This window comes from Enterococcus sp. GPZ-007, assembly GCF_059374735.1.
Genome location: NZ_JCAFYN010000003.1, coordinates 94,167 through 112,137, shown reverse-complemented (window position 1 = coordinate 112,137; position 17,971 = coordinate 94,167). Strand labels below are relative to the sequence as shown.

The 17,971-nt window shown below is 42.0% G+C and carries 14 protein-coding genes and 2 tRNA genes; 13 read left to right on the top strand and 3 right to left on the bottom strand.

The features are described 5' to 3' along the window. The first annotated feature begins 3 nt into the window (after positions 1 to 3). The 4 genes from AC4J95_RS03305 (at position 4) to AC4J95_RS03290 (ending at position 1,194) form a co-directional block, all read left to right on the top strand. A complete protein-coding gene (locus AC4J95_RS03305; protein ID WP_494548592.1) occupies positions 4 to 648 on the top strand; it encodes a CBS domain-containing protein in 645 nt (214 codons plus the stop codon). Between the two features lie 76 nt (positions 649 to 724). Next, positions 725 to 955, top strand: coding sequence for a DUF2969 domain-containing protein (locus AC4J95_RS03300; protein WP_316404596.1), 231 nt, complete (start codon positions 725 to 727; stop codon positions 953 to 955). Positions 956 to 1,037: 82 nt separating this feature from the next. Beyond that, a tRNA-Tyr gene (locus tag AC4J95_RS03295) sits at positions 1,038 to 1,121 on the top strand. Position 1,122: 1 nt separating this feature from the next. Then, positions 1,123 to 1,194, top strand: a tRNA-Gln gene (locus AC4J95_RS03290). 898 nt (positions 1,195 to 2,092) lie between these two features. Here the strand turns inward: AC4J95_RS03290 and AC4J95_RS03285 are convergent. Next, positions 2,093 to 2,968 (bottom strand): helix-turn-helix domain-containing protein, encoded by an 876-nt coding sequence (locus tag AC4J95_RS03285; protein WP_494548591.1) that lies wholly within the window; start codon positions 2,966 to 2,968, stop codon positions 2,093 to 2,095. Positions 2,969 to 3,276: 308 nt separating this feature from the next. Between AC4J95_RS03285 and AC4J95_RS03280 the strand changes: the two genes are divergently transcribed. Further along, positions 3,277 to 3,447, top strand: a complete 171-nt coding sequence (locus tag AC4J95_RS03280; protein ID WP_494548590.1) for a hypothetical protein — start codon at positions 3,277 to 3,279, stop codon at positions 3,445 to 3,447. A 57-nt stretch (positions 3,448 to 3,504) separates the two neighbouring features. On the opposite strand, the gene AC4J95_RS03275 is transcribed toward AC4J95_RS03280, so the two are convergent. Continuing rightward, on the bottom strand, positions 3,505 to 4,113 hold the full coding sequence (locus AC4J95_RS03275; protein WP_494548589.1) for a TetR/AcrR family transcriptional regulator: 609 nt from the start codon (positions 4,111 to 4,113) through the stop codon (positions 3,505 to 3,507). Between the two features lie 176 nt (positions 4,114 to 4,289). Here AC4J95_RS03275 and AC4J95_RS03270 point away from each other — a divergent pair, with 176 nt between their 5' ends. Together AC4J95_RS03270 and AC4J95_RS03265 are read left to right on the top strand one after the other, a co-directional pair. Continuing rightward, positions 4,290 to 8,531, top strand: a complete 4,242-nt coding sequence (locus AC4J95_RS03270; RefSeq protein WP_494548588.1) for an acyl-CoA dehydratase activase-related protein — start codon at positions 4,290 to 4,292, stop codon at positions 8,529 to 8,531. 363 nt (positions 8,532 to 8,894) lie between these two features. Further along, positions 8,895 to 9,599, top strand: a complete 705-nt coding sequence (locus AC4J95_RS03265; protein ID WP_316404208.1) for a GntR family transcriptional regulator — start codon at positions 8,895 to 8,897, stop codon at positions 9,597 to 9,599. 9 nt (positions 9,600 to 9,608) lie between these two features. On the opposite strand, the gene AC4J95_RS03260 is transcribed toward AC4J95_RS03265, so the two are convergent. Continuing rightward, complete coding sequence (locus AC4J95_RS03260; RefSeq protein WP_494548587.1) at positions 9,609 to 10,250, bottom strand: YigZ family protein; 642 nt, start codon at positions 10,248 to 10,250, stop codon at positions 9,609 to 9,611. A gap of 110 nt (positions 10,251 to 10,360) precedes the next feature. Here AC4J95_RS03260 and AC4J95_RS03255 point away from each other — a divergent pair, with 110 nt between their 5' ends. The 6 genes from AC4J95_RS03255 to prfB all read left to right on the top strand — a co-directional run bounded on the left by AC4J95_RS03255 (position 10,361) and on the right by prfB (position 17,950). Next, entirely contained in the window at positions 10,361 to 10,642 is a 282-nt protein-coding gene (locus AC4J95_RS03255) for a DUF7662 domain-containing protein (protein WP_494548586.1), read from the top strand. Positions 10,643 to 10,773: 131 nt separating this feature from the next. Then, positions 10,774 to 12,078, top strand: coding sequence for a DEAD/DEAH box helicase family protein (locus tag AC4J95_RS03250; protein ID WP_494548585.1), 1,305 nt, complete (start codon positions 10,774 to 10,776; stop codon positions 12,076 to 12,078). Then, on the top strand, positions 12,068 to 12,733 hold the full coding sequence (locus AC4J95_RS03245) for a ComF family protein (protein ID WP_494548584.1): 666 nt from the start codon (positions 12,068 to 12,070) through the stop codon (positions 12,731 to 12,733). The genes AC4J95_RS03250 and AC4J95_RS03245 overlap by 11 nt, the downstream gene beginning before the upstream one ends. A gap of 138 nt (positions 12,734 to 12,871) precedes the next feature. Beyond that, positions 12,872 to 13,417: a ribosome hibernation-promoting factor, HPF/YfiA family gene (hpf, locus tag AC4J95_RS03240; RefSeq protein WP_316404215.1), complete on the top strand. Its 546-nt coding sequence runs from the start codon at positions 12,872 to 12,874 to the stop codon at positions 13,415 to 13,417. A gap of 267 nt (positions 13,418 to 13,684) precedes the next feature. Further along, a complete protein-coding gene (gene secA / locus AC4J95_RS03235; RefSeq protein ID WP_494548583.1) occupies positions 13,685 to 16,216 on the top strand; it encodes a preprotein translocase subunit SecA in 2,532 nt (843 codons plus the stop codon). Between the two features lie 623 nt (positions 16,217 to 16,839). Then, positions 16,840 to 17,950, top strand: a protein-coding gene (gene prfB, locus AC4J95_RS03230; RefSeq protein WP_494548582.1) for a peptide chain release factor 2 whose coding sequence is annotated in 2 segments (ribosomal slippage) — positions 16,840 to 16,911 and positions 16,913 to 17,950 — 1,110 coding nt in all. Because the reading frame shifts where the segments join, the coding sequence is not laid out codon by codon here. Positions 17,951 to 17,971 lie beyond the last annotated feature (21 nt).

The following is a 17,971-nucleotide window of genomic DNA, read 5'->3' as shown; positions in this document are numbered from 1 at the left end:
AACATGAGTGTAAAAGATTTTATGACAGCAGACTTAGTAACGGTCGCGCCAAAAACCAAGATTTTTGATGCCGTTGACTTGATGAAAAAATATGATATTCACCGCTTGCCAGTGGTTGAGAACGATCATTTAGTCGGTTTGATCACAGAGGGAACGATCCAAGAGGCTCTACCTTCAAAAGCAACGAGCTTGAGCGTTCATGAAGTCAATTATTTATTGAACAAAACAGTCGTAGCAGATGTGATGATCAAGAATGTCAAAACAATCGCACCTGATGCGGAACTGGAAGACGGCATCTACTTGATGCGTCAAAACAAAATCAACGTGCTGCCAGTGCTAGAGGACGAAAAATTGGTAGGAATCATCACGAATAATGATATCTTCGATGCTTTCTTAAAATTGACGGGTTATCATGAAGGTGGCACCCGCGTTCAACTAAAAATCTTAGAAGATAAAAAGGGTGTCCTAGCCAGAGTCGCGAAAATATTAGCTGACAACGACTTCAGCATCTTGACGGTTATCGTTGATCATCAAACCAACGCAACGATTGTTGAAATCCAATTAGCTAGCAAAGAGACAGAAAAGATCAAACAGCTTCTGACAGACAATGGCTACGAAGTTTTGCGAGCCGCGATAACGCAACCTTAACTTTAGCGACAACTGAGTGATCAGTTGTCCTTTTCTTTTGTTGTATGATAAACTTATTCAGGACGGAGGGGAAAACATGTCTAAAAAGAACAAAGATATCCAAGTTCAGGTCAAAGAAGAAGAGCGCCTGATCAATGGAGAAAAACAAATTGTCACGCAATTAGTAATCGGCAAAAAAATGATTGGCGAGATTATTCCTGAAAATAAAAATTTTCAAGCCTTTAATGACGGGGTTTTACTAGGGAATTTCAAGACTTTAGATGATGGTATTGAAGCCCTAATTCGCAACTGGAATTTACATGAATAATTTTTGAAAAAAGTACTTGCATTTTTTTTGAAGATTAGGTATTATAACTGAGTCGGGTTTTTAAATAATAAAAAACCTAGCTGGAGGAGTAGCGAAGTGGCTAAACGCGACGGACTGTAAATCCGTTCCTTAGGGTTCAGTGGTTCGAATCCACTCTCCTCCACCATTGGGGTATAGCCAAGCGGTAAGGCAAGGGACTTTGACTCCCTCATGCGTTGGTTCGAATCCAGCTACCCCAGTCGTTCAGTGAGTTGCAGATGCAGCTCACTTTTTTTGTTTTTAGCAGTTAAAGCTGCAAGAAGAAGCTTCAAATATAGCAGGATTCGCAAGGGCATTCAGTTTTTCTGCTGAAGACTCTTTTTTTGTATCTACCTAGGGTCAAAATTGTCAGATACGGACTGTCAAATAATCAAAAAACCACTGCTTAAAGGCTATAAAACAACAATTTAGACTCTTGCTACGTGTTTATCTGATAGCTTTTGCAGGATTTTAAAATATCAGTTTGAATTACTGTCAGATGTTGGAACCGTTTGAAAAAGCGAAGGTGGCTGGAATAAATCAATGAAGACCCGAAGTCCCAACCAGCCGACAACCGCGGATTGGCTGTGGCGTCTCTGGTGTATTAAAGCTGTCTTTTTGGTTGACTCAACAGAGCGATCTAGGAGATAGGAGCCGTTGATTTTTGTGAAGAACATCGAAGTGATTCATCCAAAAAGAAATCAGAGGAGTGCGCGCTAATCTGGTTCTTGAGTAGAGAATCACGTTGATTAAACTCACAAAGAGTTTGCGGCGATCATTCAAAAAGCGAGTATTCGCCTTGAGGATGCTCTCTCTTACGATTGCTAAAGTCTCGCTGTACGAGCACTGAATAGGCAGCAGGTTTATTTGTTATGGGATAAACTGAGTTGGATTCAGCCCAGATAATTATTTTGCAGGTATGCTGAAAGGCATATCTCTTTGTGCTGTTCAATTTATCAAGACAAACCAAGCTGCTTTGCTTTCCGATGAATTCAAATTGTGGTGCTTTATTAACAATCCATCGGAACAGTTAATAAAAAAATAGCCGATTGACATTTTGTTATCACAAGTGATAGCGAGCAGTCATTCGGCTATTTTTTATTTAAGTCGCTTCAGAGATTATTGATTAGTAAGATTGCGTCGTATTTTTTGAATACCTAAGAAGCCGATGAGGCAAAATAGAAAGACTAAAAAAAGAACAAACGATAATGCGGCATATGGAAATAGCGATGCTTGAGTTACTGATATAAAAGGTTCAAGGATTAGTTTGCGAATAGCATCGGGTACTTGTTGCTGTATTTCAGCAAATGCTTTAGAGATTTCGGGAAGATTACTATGCTCCGGCAATATGCTGGTATAAGCGCCAAAGGCTTTGTTACCAATAGCAAGATAAGCTAAAGCAAAATTTCCCAATCCGAAGAAACCGACGACAAGATTGCCGAAAGTAAATAATCCGATACCTAGATTTCCCAACGCGATCGCACCTATGGCTAGATTTCCAGTGGCAACAATTCCTAGTGTTAAGACGCCTGCTGAAAATATACCTAAGGATAAGAATCCGATCGAAAGAATCCCTCTAGTAAAAACCCCTAATGAAAAAATTCCAGATGAGAAAAAGCCGATACTGAATATGCCATGTGCTGTTGGAATCAATTGCTTTTTATGGCGCAAAGTACTGAGTGCAAATCGACGATTGTGCCACAACAGCTCTGAAAGATTTGGAATGATGATATGCAGTAAAGGCAGGTTGAATAAAATTGTTGCCGAGCGATATTCAAAATATAATTCTGGTTCACGTTCATTTAACAAATTGTCCAGCGAAAGATCCAGTAATTGCGCGATACGTTTTAGCGTATCGATGTCGGGGTACCCGGCCCCACGTTCCCATTTGGAAACGGTTCGATCCGATACATACAAGATATTCGCTAGTTGTTTTTGCGTCAGTTCATTTCGCTGACGATAATTTCTTAATTGCTTCCCTAAAAAATTTCCCATTTCAATTCCTCTTTCTTATTGATAAATCTAGCATAGCGGATTAGCAGCGAAATGGGTATAAAATCCAGTGAAAAAGTGATTCTACTTTGCGTAGAGTCTTGATAAATCAAGCTTTCTCAAAAAAATGAGCGTAGAAAGTTTCTCTCACTTGCTGCTGTTTTTAAAATGCGCTAAAGTTAAGTAAAGGGTATAGGTTGTGCTACGTGATGAATTTTATTTGTTGTGTTGCTATCATTTTTTATTAAGAAAAATCATCGGCACAATGGTAATTGGATTGTTTTAGATGAATCAGAAAGGAGTCGATAATTGTGAGTAAAGTAGAAGAAGTGAAAGAAATGCTGACCGATACGGTGGCAAAAATTTACAGTACAATCAAAGATAGTACAATAGAAGTAACAAAAGAAAAAGGACAAGCTCCCCGTGTGCGAAATGTTCGTCCAACTCGCCACACGATCAAATGGAAAGCGAAAAACCATTAATCAAGTAACTATCAAAAAAGGAAGCGCCCAGAAGAAATAATCTGGACGCTTCTTTTTTTAATGATCGATCTCAATCCCTAAAATCGTCAGATGTCCGTTGCCAACTAATTTGATTACCAGTTTTGAAAGACTGTCCGCGCTCATATCTGTCTCGCTTGTGATCCACCAGTGTAGGGTGCCGACAAATATCGAGGTCATATACTCGATAATAAAATCCAACGGGACTTCAATATCGTTTTCGGTGATTTTTAACCGCTTGAAGATATGGGAATACTTTTCATCTAAAATTTCTGCGATTTTTTTGCGCAAGATTTCATTCCCGGATGCGTCCATGATCGTTAGAAAGAATTTTCGATTTGCCTGAATTTGTTCGTAAATGTTTTTTAATACCATTTCAATCTTGCGAACCTTTAGGCGATTGCCTTGGACGATTTGATCAGGATCCAGCACGGAAGCGAAGGCATCAATGGCTTGTTTAAAGATTTGATCATAGAGATCCTGCTTGTCTTTGAAGTGGGCGTAGAAGGTCGCGCGGTTAATCATTGCTTCATCCGCGATTTCTTGGATGGTGATATTGTCGTAACCTTTTTCTTCTACTAAATGAATAAAAGCTTCCATTATCATTTTATTGGTTCGCTTTACTCGGAGATCAATTTTTTTAGGCATGGTAAAATCCTTTCATTTTGACAACATAATTGGGTGGATTGTTGCTTATCGCACGAATGAAAAGGTTTTGCGTATTGCATAACCTTCGAAATGTTTTTAGAATATACGTGAGTAGTATAACAAACACTTTGTAAGTTAATCAACATGTGTTGTTAAAATGGAAGGTAGGAAAAATTATGACATTACGAGCGGGGATTGATGTTGGCTCTACAACCGTCAAGTTGGTCATTTTAAATGAACAAAATGAAAGTTTATTTTCAAAGTATGAACGTCACTTTTCAGATGTGAAAGCTGCCACAGAACGCGTGCTGCGAGAAGCTGAAGCTGTGATTGGTAATCAGGAAATGACCATGAGCATCACTGGATCCGGCGGGATGGGTTTGGCAGATGTGCTGGCGATTCCTTTTGTCCAAGAGGTGATCGCGTGTACACGCACCGTAGAGGAAATCATTCCTGAAACGGATGTGGCTATCGAACTAGGCGGAGAAGATGCGAAGATCACGTTTTTTGAAGGGGCTTTGGAGCAACGGATGAACGGTAGCTGTGCTGGGGGTACGGGGGCTTTTATCGACCAGATGGCTGTTTTACTGAAGACCGATGCCAATGGCGTCAACGAATTAGCCAAAAATTATAAAACGATCTATCCGATTGCTTCACGCTGCGGAGTGTTTGCGAAAACAGACGTACAGCCGCTGATTAATGAAGGGGCTGCGAAGGAAGATATTGCGGCGAGTATCTTCCAAGCGGTTGTTAATCAAACGATCGCTGGCTTAGCCGCTGGTCGTAAAATTAAGGGAAACATCGCTTTTCTCGGTGGACCGCTATTCTTCATGTCTGAATTGCGTCAACGCTTTATCGAAACGTTGGATATCGCGCCGGAGAATGTGATCTTTCCAGAAAATCCACAGCTTTTTGTAGCAATGGGTGCTGCTTTTTATTCAGAAGAAGCTGACGCGACCTCTTTAGAAGGGCTATTGCATCGTCTAACAACTGCCGAAGAAGGTCATTTATCACCTTCAGATACCTTAGAGCCGTTATTTGAAGATGAAGCCGATTTGGCAGAATTTCGGATGCGTCATGGTCAAGCACAAGCGCAAGAAAAAAGTTTGGCTGAACATGAAGGAGTTGCCTTCTTAGGGATTGATGCTGGATCTACGACCACAAAAGTCGCCTTGATCGATGACAGCGGAAATTTGATGTATTCATTTTATGGGAATAACCAAGGGCAACCGTTGGAAACGACCATGACGGTATTGAAGGATCTATATACGAAATTACCAGCGAATGTTTTCATTGGGAAGGCCGCAGTAACCGGCTATGGCGAGCAATTGATCAAGAATGCTTTAAAGGTTGATATCGGCGAAGTTGAAACAATGGCGCATTATAAAGCTGCCAATCATTTCCAACCGGGTGTAGATTTCATCTTAGATATTGGCGGGCAGGATATGAAGGCTATGACGATCAAAGACGGTGCGTTATCTTCAATCCAATTAAATGAAGCCTGTTCTTCAGGGTGCGGTTCGTTTATTGAAACCTTCGCTAAATCGTTGAATTATAATGTCGAAGATTTCGCTAAGGCTGCCTTAAAATCAAAAGCACCGGTCGACTTAGGTTCTCGTTGTACGGTCTTCATGAACTCGAAAGTAAAACAGGTACAAAAAGAGGGCGCCTCTGTCGGCGATATTTCTGCTGGACTGTCTTATTCAGTCATCAAAAATGCGATCTACAAAGTAATCAAAGTGCGTCGCCCGGAAGAGCTTGGAGAAAAGATTGTCTGCCAAGGCGGAACCTTCTATAATGAAGCAGTCTTGCGCTCGTTTGAACTAGTCACAGGACGTGAAGTTGTTCGCCCTTCGATCGCTGGTTTAATGGGAGCCTTTGGTGCTGCCTTAATCGCGTTGGAAAATTACGAAGTCGGTGAAAAAACCGAAACCCTTTCTTTAGCGGAGATTGATAGCTTCACAGCTGAAAAGGAATTCACTCACTGCGGATTATGTGAAAATAATTGCATGCTGACAGTGACGTTGTTCTCTGACGGTCGTCAGTTCATCACTGGAAATCGTTGTGAACGCGGCGCACGGATCAAAGTTAAACGGGAAGATAAAAAAGTCAATCTGGTGGATTACAAATACCGTCGCTTATTCAAATATCGGCCACTACGCAAGAAAGAAGCGGTGCGAGGCGAGATCGGGATTCCGCGAGTTTTGAACATGTATGAAAATTATCCGTTATGGCATACCTTCTTCAGTGATCTAGGTTTCCGCGTGAAATTATCACCACGCTCAAACAAAGAACTCTATGAACAAGGGATGGAAACTATTCCGAGTGACACGGCCTGTTACCCAGCGAAGATCGCCCATGGACATATCCAAGCGTTGATCGACGGCGGCGTGCCGATGATTTTCTATCCAGGTGTCGTATTTGAACGGGAAGAATCCAAAGAAGCGGATAATCATTTCAACTGTCCGATCGTTCAAAGCTATCCTGACGTGATTCGCAACAACGTCGATGATATTCGCGAAGGTAAAGTCGATTATCGCAATCCTTACTTGAATTTAGCCAATGAAGCTTCAGTAGCTAAGGTACTGGGTCGTTGTTTCCAGGATTTGGGTATTACGCAAGCTGAAATTGATAGTGCCCTGCATCATGCTTATGAAGAACTAGAAGCCTTCAAAGAAGACGTTCGTCAAAAAGGGGGAGAAACCTTGCTGATGCTCAATCAAAAAGGCGAACGCGGTGTCGTACTTTCCGGTCGTCCGTATCATTTGGACCCTGAGATCAACCATGGGATTGCGGAAGTAATTACACAGGAAGGCTTCCACGTATTGACGGAAGACAGTGTTTCTCATTTAAGCGATGTCGGCAATCTACGGGTGGTCAATCAATGGGTTTATCATTCTCGTTTATATGCAGCGGCTCGCGTTGTCGCAAAATCGAAAAATCTTGAGCTCGTTCAATTGAATTCATTTGGCTGCGGACTTGATGCGGTAACCACGGACCAAGTGGAAGAGATCATGGATCAATATGGTAAGATCTATACTGTTCTGAAAATCGATGAAGGCTCCAATCTTGGGGCTATCAGAATCCGTCTACGCTCATTAAAAGCAGCGGTCAACGAACGGGACAAATCAAAATATGAACCGGTCAAACGTTTCGAAGAACCAGAGAAGATCGTCTTCACAAAAGAAATGCGCAAAAAGCATACCTTGCTATTGCCAATGCTTAGTCCGATCCATCAATCAGGCTTGTTTGATATCGCGTTGGAGGCCTCTGGCTACAATGTCGTATGCTTGCCAGCGATGGATCGTGAAGCGGTCAATGTTGGCTTGAAATATGTCAACAATGATTCATGCTATCCAGCGATCATTTCGATTGGGCAGCTAGTCGAAGCGTTGCAAAGTGGCAAGTATGATTTGAACAACACCAGTGTCATGATGAGTCAAACTGGCGGCGGCTGTCGCGCGACAAACTATATTCCACTACTGCGAAAAGCCTTGAACGATGCCGGCTTCCCACAGGTTCCAGTAGTTTCTGTTTCACTTGGGAATAAAGGAGTGGAAAGCAATCCTGGCTTTAAATACACCTTGCCGATGCTGAAACGAATTGTTGTTGCGATTCTTTACGGTGACTTGTTCGAACGCGTCGTTTACCGCACGCGTCCTTATGAATTGGAAAAAGGACAAATCGATGCGCTGCATGAAAAATGGCTGAAGAAAGTCGAAGGAAATGTTCGGAATGGCTCACTGACGCTCTTTAACATGAATATGAAAAAAATCATTCAAGACTTCGATATGGTGCCGATCTCAAATGAGGTCAAACCGAAAGTTGGTGTCGTAGGCGAAATCTTAGTGAAATACTCACCAACAGCCAATAACGACATCGTCCGCTTGTTAGAAGCAGAAGGCGCTGAAGCGGTGGTTCCAGATCTAATCGGCTTCATGAACTATTCCTTGTATAACCAGATTTGGAAATACGACAACATGGGGATGCCGAAGAAAAACAAAAACTTGGCTGAAATGGCGATTAAGCTGATTGAGTTTGTTGAAAAACCAATGGACCGAGCTTTACGTGCCTCTGAACGCTTCACCGGAATCCATTCGATCTATCAATTAGCCGAGGATGCCAGCAAGATTCTTTCTATTGGAAATCACACAGGTGAAGGCTGGTTCTTGACGGGTGAAATGATCGATCTATTGAAGACCGGAGTTAACAACATCGTCTGCATGCAGCCGTTTGGTTGTTTGCCGAACCATGTGGTTGGTAAAGGTGTGATTAAAGAATTACGGCATCAGTTTCCAAAATCGAACATTGCCGCGATCGATTACGATCCAGGGGTTTCGATTGTGAATCAGCTTAATCGAATTCGTTTGATGATGGCAACGGCTAATAAGCAATTAAAAGAAGAAGTCAAAAGTTGATTATCGTTGATTACGAGAGTAGACCAATTAATAAAAGGTCTGCTCTTTTTTTAGTTTTTTTTCGTGCTTTGCCACGATTAGAAAAATGCAACACGCACAAAAAACGACTTATTTTTCTATTCCTGGGAAAACGTAATCCTATTCAATTCGCTAGCTATCAATCATCTGCACTATTGTTAACCAAGAATTATGTCAGGCTAATAAACAAAAATTATTTCCTTTTTTCTATTGTAAATGATGAAGACACGGCAAAAATGATCCACCGAAAAAGATGAACCAATTTGAAGATAAAAAGGATTATTGTTGTACATTAGGTATATACCAGTTATAATAAGGATAGAAAATTGAACGGGGTGACAGAGTATGGCGAATCAAGTGCCAGTATATATTCAAATACATGATCAGTTAAAACATGAAATTGAAAACGGTGTATGGAAGGTCGGTGCTCGCCTGCCTTCTGAAAGAGAACTGTCGTTGCGCTTTGGTGTCAGTCGAATGACACTGCGGCAAGCGATCCAAACACTATCGGATGAGGGGATCTTAGAACGTAAGATTGGTTCAGGAACCTATGTGGCAAGTCAAAAGGTCCAAGAAAAAATGACTGGAACCACAAGCTTTACCGATATCATGGAATCCTTGGGCAAAGTGCCCTCCAGCAAAACAATTTCTTTCTTCCATTCGCGGGCCAGCTCCAGTGAAGCGGAAAAATTAGGTTTGGAAAAGGGCGAACAGGTTTTACGGATGGAGCGGATTCGTTACGCGGATGATCTGCCAATCTGTTTTGAAGTCGCCAGTATTCCGGCTAAGCTGATCGAAGGATTCAGTAAGGAAGAAATTACTGAATCGTTTTATCACAGCCTGCAGGAAAAAGGATTTGAGATTGGGCAGGCCAATCAAACGGTATCTGCGACCCTAGCTTCGGAACAAATCGCAGAATATTTAGCAGTAAAACGCGGGGACGCGATTCTACGGCTGCGCCAAGTGTCCTATTTAGCGGATAAACGCCCATTTGAATATGTGAGAACCCAATATGTCGGCAGCCGCTTCGAGTTTTATCTAGAAAAATAATCCAAGTGGCTAGGCCTCTTGGATCAGTTGTTCGTGGTAAGCGACCTCGCCGAGAGTGAAGCTGACTTGGCCATTTAACAGATCGGTTACTTGCGCTTCAAAGGCATCGATCTGATTTTCATCGACCATGCAGGTCACTACGACCTGATCGGTGAAGTGGGTATCTTTGACGGCTAAATGTTCATTGGCAATGAAGTTCTCCATTTTGCCCCAATTAGGGTATTCAAGCTTAACGAAAACTTCTTGCTGTAGCCGGCCTTCAACGATGCCTGTTGCAGCGATCGCCTGAGCAACGGCCCCAGAGTAAGCACGGATCAATCCGCCAGCGCCTAGTTTGGTTCCGCCGAAATAACGAGTCACAACAGCGCAAACATTGATCAGCTCATTTTTTTTCAGTACCTCCAGCATGGGGACGCCGGCAGTTCCGCTAGGTTCGCCGTCATCTGAAGAGCGTTGGATCTCACTGCGCTCGCCCAGCACGAAGGCACTGCAATTATGATTGGCTTTCCAGTGCTCCTTTTTAATCTGCTGAATGAAGTCTTTGGCTTCCTCTTCGGATTCGATACGTTTTAAAAAACAAATAAAGCGAGATTTTTTGATCTCGATTTCGTGTTGATTGTCTTCTTTGATGGTTCGATAATTTTGCAGCATGATTTTGCCTCACTTTTATTTTATCTACCTTAGTATAGGAGAAAAGCGGGGTAAGTTTCAACTAGCGGCTTGTTTGCCAGAAGGATTTTGTTTGAAGGTGAGGGATGTGCATGACACGTGCAAAAAAATACGATGGAATTACTCATTATTTGAAAAGTAATAATGGTTCACAGGTAACATTGACTTTTACTCAATTTGACGAGTTGCTATTTCCTCGCAGCGGCTTGCCGCAAACCGCGCGACAAGATCTGGATTGGTGGGCAAATGATTATCGTCATCCGGAAAAAGGTGCCTATGGCTGGTTGAACGCGAATTATGAAGTCGTTCAGGTCAACCTCGACAAGGAGTACGTGGTCTTTAACAAATTAGTAAAATCAAGCTGGTTGATATAATAAAGTAATTAACGGAAGTGCGGCAATTAATTGCCGTGCTTCCGTTTTTTGCATCTGTTAGATATAAATAGTCGAAGCCAAAATTGAGAAATTGCGTATTTTTTTGAAAAGCTTTAGTGAGGGGAGCATGAATGGAAATTACGGGTCAACGATTACTATTGAATGAATGGCAGACTTTTTATCCTCAAGTAAACTTGGCGCATGCCGAAAAAGTCCCTGCGATGAGCGAAAGGGAAACAGGCTGGTTCTGTCAGCGCTGTGGAGAAGTTTCTCGAGAAAAAGTTCCTGCCGGCTTTTATTATTGTACGGCTTGTCTAGCGTTGGGACGCATAGATAACCGCAGCTTTCTTTATTTCTTTCCTGCTAAAAAGTTGCTTCCAAGAAAGGTTGAGCTTAGCTGGTCGGGAAAACTCTCCGCTGCACAACGGAAAATTGCCGAAGATTTATTGGAGGATCAATTGAATAGGCAGTTCTTCTTACTTTGGGCGGTAACAGGGGCTGGAAAAACCGAAATTTTATTTCCTTTGTTAACGGCTTTTTTGCAGGCAGGAAAGCGGATCGCCATAACGTCTCCGCGAGTTGACGTGTGCAACGAACTATTTCTGCGTTTTCGCCAAGCGTTTCCTAACGAAAAAATCAGTCTTTTCCACGGACAGGAGCGAAAGGATACTGGGGATCAGTTTGTGATATGTACGGTTCATCAGCTTCTGCGCTACCATAATTATTTTGACCTGTTGATTGTCGATGAGGTGGACGCCTTTCCCTATGCAGAAGATCCCTTACTGCATCGTGCAGTGGATAAGGCTCAGCGAGAGTCGGGAAAACGTGTCTATTTAAGTGCTACTCCTGCTGATAACTTGAAGAAGCAAGTAGATCGTGTTTATTATCTGCCAGCACGATACCATCGCCGCCCACTGCCTGTTCCTGAACTATTATTCTCATGGCGTTTAGAAAAAGATCTGCTGGCGGGACGTTTGTCAAAGAAAATTTTGATGAAGATAGCTGCACTATTAGAGGAAAACAATGTCTTGCTTTTTTGTCCGAATATTCTCCTATTGGCTAAAATGGCTGACTGTATTCAGGCAATGTTTCCCGAGGTTAGATTGACGACTGTTTTTTCACAGGACCAAGAACGTCTAGTCAAGGTGGAAAATATGCGTGCTGGAAGGTATCAACTGCTGCTGACAACCACAATTCTTGAGCGGGGAGTCACCTTTGAAAAGGTATCTGTCATTGTATTGCAGGCTTCCCACCGTGTTTTCAAAAAAGCTGCACTGGTCCAGATTGCTGGCAGAGCAGACCGTAAAGGGGACTTTTCTAAAGCTGAGGTGATCTTTGTGACCAGCGAAGTGACTCGTTCGATCAAGTCTGCGATCAAGGAGATCAAAGATAATAATCAGCGTGCTATGCAGGAGGGCTTGATCGATGCGATGTAGCTGTTGCCAAAAGCAACTGACACGGAATCTAACTCTGCGAGAACTCTTTTTTTCGACCAGTCAACGATGCTATCACTGCGAAAAGTTGTTTACTAAAATCAATCAGTCGACTGCTTGTCCAGGATGCGGTCGGGCAAATTCGTCAGAGCTTTGTTCAGATTGTCGGCTGTGGCGGCAGAACCTTGGTTTTGTGCTGGAGAATAAAAGCTTATTTCAATACGATGAAGGCTTTCGAGAATGGATTGAAGCCTATAAATTTACAGGAGACTATCGTCTGCGGGGAGCTTTTGCGACTGAACTGGAGCAGATAATGCGGAACTATCAAGATTATTTGATTTGTCCGCTGCCTCTTTCAAAAGAGCGATTTGAGCAAAGAGGTTTTAATCAGGTTAGCAGCTGTTTGGCTTTTACGAGGGTTTCTTTTGAGCTTTTGTTGAAGCGGAAAGAGCTGTCTCCTCAGTCAGAAAAATCACGGGAAGAGCGGTTGAAAATGGAACAGCCTTTCGAATTGTTGGTATCAAATAGAAAAATTAGAAAACAAAGAGTTTTATTAGTTGATGATGTTTATACGACGGGGCGAACGCTCTTCCATGCGGCTGAATTATTATATGAAAATGGCGCCGAAACAGTGAAGAGCTTGACTTTTTCACGTTAAAATGCATCGTTTTTACTTCGAAAATTGATAGCGATTTACTTTGCAAAAGGATTAGATTTCGATATAATAGGATTAAGAAGAAGAGGTAAGAGTGGTCCTTCCTTCTCTTCAGTTGGCAAGACGAAAGGGGCAATACGTATGTTCAAATATAATGTTCGTGGAGAAAACATCGAAGTTACTGAAGCTATCCGTAATTACGTTGAAAAGAAAGTAGGAAAGTTAGAACGCTACTTCACTGATGTTCCGGACGCAACTGCTTATGTCAATTTGAAAGTTTACACAGAAAAAACGGCAAAAGTTGAAGTAACGATTCCATTACCTTACTTGGTTCTTCGGGCGGAAGAAACTTCACCAGATTTATATGCAAGTATTGATTTGGTTGTGGATAAATTAGAACGTCAGATCCGAAAATTTAAAACAAAAATTAATCGCAAAGCTCGTGAAACGGGCGTGCCTGAACGTGAAGTTGAAGTGTTAGTGAACGCAGAAGGTTCAGAAGAATCTGAATTAGAAATCGTTCGAACAAAACGTTTATCATTGAAACCAATGGGCAGCGAAGAAGCAGTTTTACAGATGAACATGCTTGGTCATAACTTCTTTATTTTTGAAGATGCTGAAACTAATGGCACTAGTATCGTTTATCGTCGTAAAGATGGCAAATATGGTTTAATCGAAACAGATTAATTTAAATTTACGGCCTTCCAGCTGATGCTGGAAGGTTTTTATATTTTCATTGAAAATAAAGTATTTGGAATACAATAGTTTTCCACTAAGGGGTTTTTCTTGGTATCATGAGCTATTTAGAAATTCACAAAAAAGATTAATCATTATATAAGTCGTTCTTTATTCGCTATGATAAGTTTCTTTTCTCAAGGAGTAATGATAAAATATACTAGCGGGTTTCTATCATAAAATAGAAAATGAAAAGAATTAAAGGAGTAAGATAAACGAATGGCAAACTTTCTGAGACGAATGATTGAAAATGATAAAAAAGAATTGAAACGATTAAGCGGGATTGCTGACAAGATCGAAGGATTTTCCGGAGAGATGGAAAAATTGTCAGATGGTCAATTACGTGGCAAAACAGAAGAATTCAGAGGGCGCTATCAAGCGGGAGAGACATTAGATGATCTACTACCGGAAGCTTTCGCGGTAGTGCGTGAAGCAGCGAAGCGTGTCTTGGGTCTCTATCCATACCACGTCCAATTAATGGGTGGTATTGTATTGCACGATGGAAATATCCCTGAAATGAAAACCGGTGAAGGGAAAACGTTGACAGCAACGATGCCGGTTTATTTGAATGCCTTGACAGGTGAAGGTGTCCATGTTGTAACAGTAAATGAATATTTAGCAACACGTGACTCCACTGAAATGGGTGAATTGTATAACTTCTTAGGCTTGAGTGTTGGATTGAATATCAATTCAAAAACATCTGACGAAAAACGGGAAGCTTACAATTGCGACATCACTTACAGTACGAATAACGAGTTAGGATTTGACTATCTGCGTGATAACATGGTCGTTTATCAGAATCAGATGGTTCAACGTCCGTTGAGTTATGCGATCGTCGATGAAGTCGATTCGATCTTGATCGATGAAGCGCGGACACCATTGATTATTTCTGGTGCCGCTGAAAAATCTACAGCGTTATACACACGGACAGATAATTTCGTCAAACGGTTAAAAGAAGATGAAGACTACAAAATCGATATCCAATCAAAAACGATCGGTTTGACTGAGCAAGGAATCGAAAAAGCGGAAGAAAACTTCGGCTTGGAAAACTTATATGACTTGGAAAATACTGCGTTGACTCACCATTTAGACCAAGCGTTACGGGCAAATTACATTATGATTCGTGACATCGACTATGTGGTCCAAGAAGGAAAAGTGTTGATCGTTGACCAATTTACTGGACGGATCATGGATGGTCGTCGATATTCCGATGGCTTGCACCAAGCGATCGAAGCTAAGGAAAGCGTTGAGATCGAAGACGAAACGAAGACGATGGCAACCATCACCTTCCAAAACTATTTCCGGATGTACAAGAAGTTAGCCGGGATGACAGGTACTGCCAAAACGGAAGAAGAAGAATTTCGTGAAATCTACAATATCGAAGTTATCCAAATTCCAACGAACCGCCCGATTATTCGGGAAGATAACGCGGATTTGTTATACCCAACACTAGAAAGTAAATTCCATGCGGTCGTTCAAGACATCAAAGAACGTCATCGTAAAGGACAACCGATCTTGGTCGGTACCGTAGCCGTTGAAACGTCTGAGTTACTTTCAAACATGTTAGATCGCGAAAAAGTTCCGCATGAAGTCTTAAATGCGAAGAACCACTTTAAAGAAGCGGAAATCATTATGAACGCCGGACAAAAAGGCTCCGTTACGATCGCTACCAACATGGCCGGTCGAGGAACCGATATCAAGTTAGGTCTAGGTGTCATTGAATTAGGCGGACTAGCCGTAATTGGTACGGAACGTCATGAATCACGTCGTATTGATAATCAGCTGCGTGGACGTTCAGGTCGTCAAGGGGACCCTGGTGTTACTCAGTTCTACCTTTCATTAGAAGATGACTTGATGAAACGTTTTGGTTCTGAACGAATCAAAGCATTCTTAGATCGGATGAAGGTCGAAGACGAAGATGCGGTGATCCAAAGTAAAATGCTGACCCGTCAAGTAGAATCTGCTCAGAAACGAGTAGAAGGAAATAACTACGATACGCGTAAAAACGTTCTGCAATATGATGATGTGATGCGTGAACAACGGGAAGTTATCTACAAACAACGTCAAGATGTTATTATGGGCGAAAAAGATTTGACGCCGAACTTATTGAACATGGTACGTCGGACGATCGCACGGGTTGTGGATAGCCATACGCAATTAGAAAAGGAAAACTGGAATCTTGAAGCCTTGGCTGATTTTGCTGGAACGACGCTAGTTCATGAAGACTCTATCTCAAAAGCGGATTTCGAAGGCAAGACACCAGAAGAGATGAAAGACTATCTGTATGGTCGTGCGAAAGCAGTCTTTGATACGAAGGTAGCTCAGCTGCAAAGTCCAGAACAATTATTGGAATTTGAAAAAGTCGTTATCTTGCGTGTCGTGGATACGAAGTGGACTGATCACATTGATGCAATGGATCAATTACGTCAATCCGTTGGTCTGCGTGCCTATGGACAAAATAATCCATTGGTTGAGTATCAAACAGAAGGCTACAAGATGTTCGAAGACATGGTTGGGGCGATCGAATTTGAAGTGACGCGTCTCTTCATGAAGGCAGAAATACGCCAAAACGTTCAACGTGAACAAGTGGCGCAAAACCAGCAAGAACATCCGGTAGAAGCCGATGGCGATCCGAAAAACTTGACTCATACGAAACAAAAACCAGTTCATGTAGAAAAAGTTGGACGGAACGATCCTTGTCCATGCGGCAGTGGTAAAAAATATAAAAATTGCCACGGCAAAGGACAATAGTTTTTTACGATAAAGAGTGGACTTAGGACGAGACATAGCTACTATGTCTCGTTTGTTTTGCGAGTTACGCTCTTAGCAGTTTGATATAGAACGAAATCTAAGTTGATATGTTCTGATGAAATAAGGCACGAATGGTTTAGCGTAATCGTACGCGTGGCGAGAATCAGATTCATTTTTCGTGGGTTTCGAAAAATGATTACTTTAATATGAGCTAGCTGCCAGTCCAACTTCTCGAAGTGCTCAAAGTTGGACTAGCAATTAAAAGGCTTGAAATACGGTATTGATACGTGATGTTTAGTTGGATGGTATGCGCGATGAGAATAAACCTAACTTTTTCGCTCTTTGAAAAAGTTAATCCTTTAAAACGAATTAGCTGCCAGTTTTGCTTATTACAGCTTGATTTTTAAAGAGTCTTGACTTAAAAACATAGTGTAATCGTATATAGAACATACTGAGAATCATGTTTTATCAAATCTTTTTTAAAGGTTCATTTTGTAATAAATACTTTTTTATGGTTGACAAAACCTTGAGCAGAATGGTATGTGTATTGAGATTGAAGTACGAATATTTTTGATTCATGGTTTTACGGGTAATTTTTTATCCGGAAGAAAGAGGGAATAGATGTGGAAAATGCAGAAATACGAAATTTGTTAGACACGATGCAAGAGCAGGTCGTAAGCTTCAGGGGGTCTCTTTGACCTAGAGCAATTAGAAGAAGACATCGCGGAGGCGGAAAATCAAATGACCGCTCCAGATTTTTGGGATGATTCGGAAAAGGCGCAGGCATTGATCAATAGTAACAATGCAGCAAAGGATACATATGACCAGTTTCAAGCGATCGCAAATGAAACCGATGAATTGAATGTCATGTGGGAAATGCAGCAGGAAGAATATGACGCTGAACTGCAGAGTGAACTTGAAGAACGGTTAGGCCAATTGCAGGAAAAAGTTTCTGGCTTTGAGCTGTCTCTTTTACTGGATGAACCTTACGATAAAAATAATGCGATCGTGGAATTGCATCCAGGTGCTGGTGGAACAGAATCTCAGGACTGGGGCTCGATGCTTTTGCGGATGTATACACGCTGGTCTGAGCAGCATGGATTTTCGGTTGAGACGATCGATTACCAATCAGGTGACGAGGCGGGTATCAAAAGTGTGACGCTGATGATCAAGGGAACGAATGCTTATGGCTACTTGAAGTCAGAAAAGGGTGTTCATCGTTTAGTACGAATCTCACCTTTTGATTCAGCTAGCCGACGCCATACTTCTTTTTGTTCGGTTGAAGTGATGCCGGAATTAGATGAAAATATCGAAGTCGAGATCAATCCAGATGATCTGAAGGTCGATGTTTATCGCGCCAGCGGTGCTGGCGGTCAGCATATCAACAAGACTTCATCAGCCGTTCGAATCACGCACCTACCGACCGGCACCGTTGTCGCCAGTCAAGCACAGCGTTCGCAATTCCATAACCGCGAAACGGCGATGCAGATGCTGAAGGCGAAGCTTTATCAATTAGAGATCGAGAAGAAGGAGCAGGAAGCTGCTGCATTACGTGGTGAACAAAAGGAAATCGGCTGGGGCTCGCAAATTCGTTCTTATGTATTTCATCCTTACTCGATGGTGAAGGATCACCGCACCGAACATGAGACAGGAAATGTACAGGCAGTAATGGACGGCGAATTGGATCCTTTCATTGACGCTTACTTGAAATGGCGCTTAGCTCAAGAGGGTTAAGGCCAAAATGAAATCAAACTG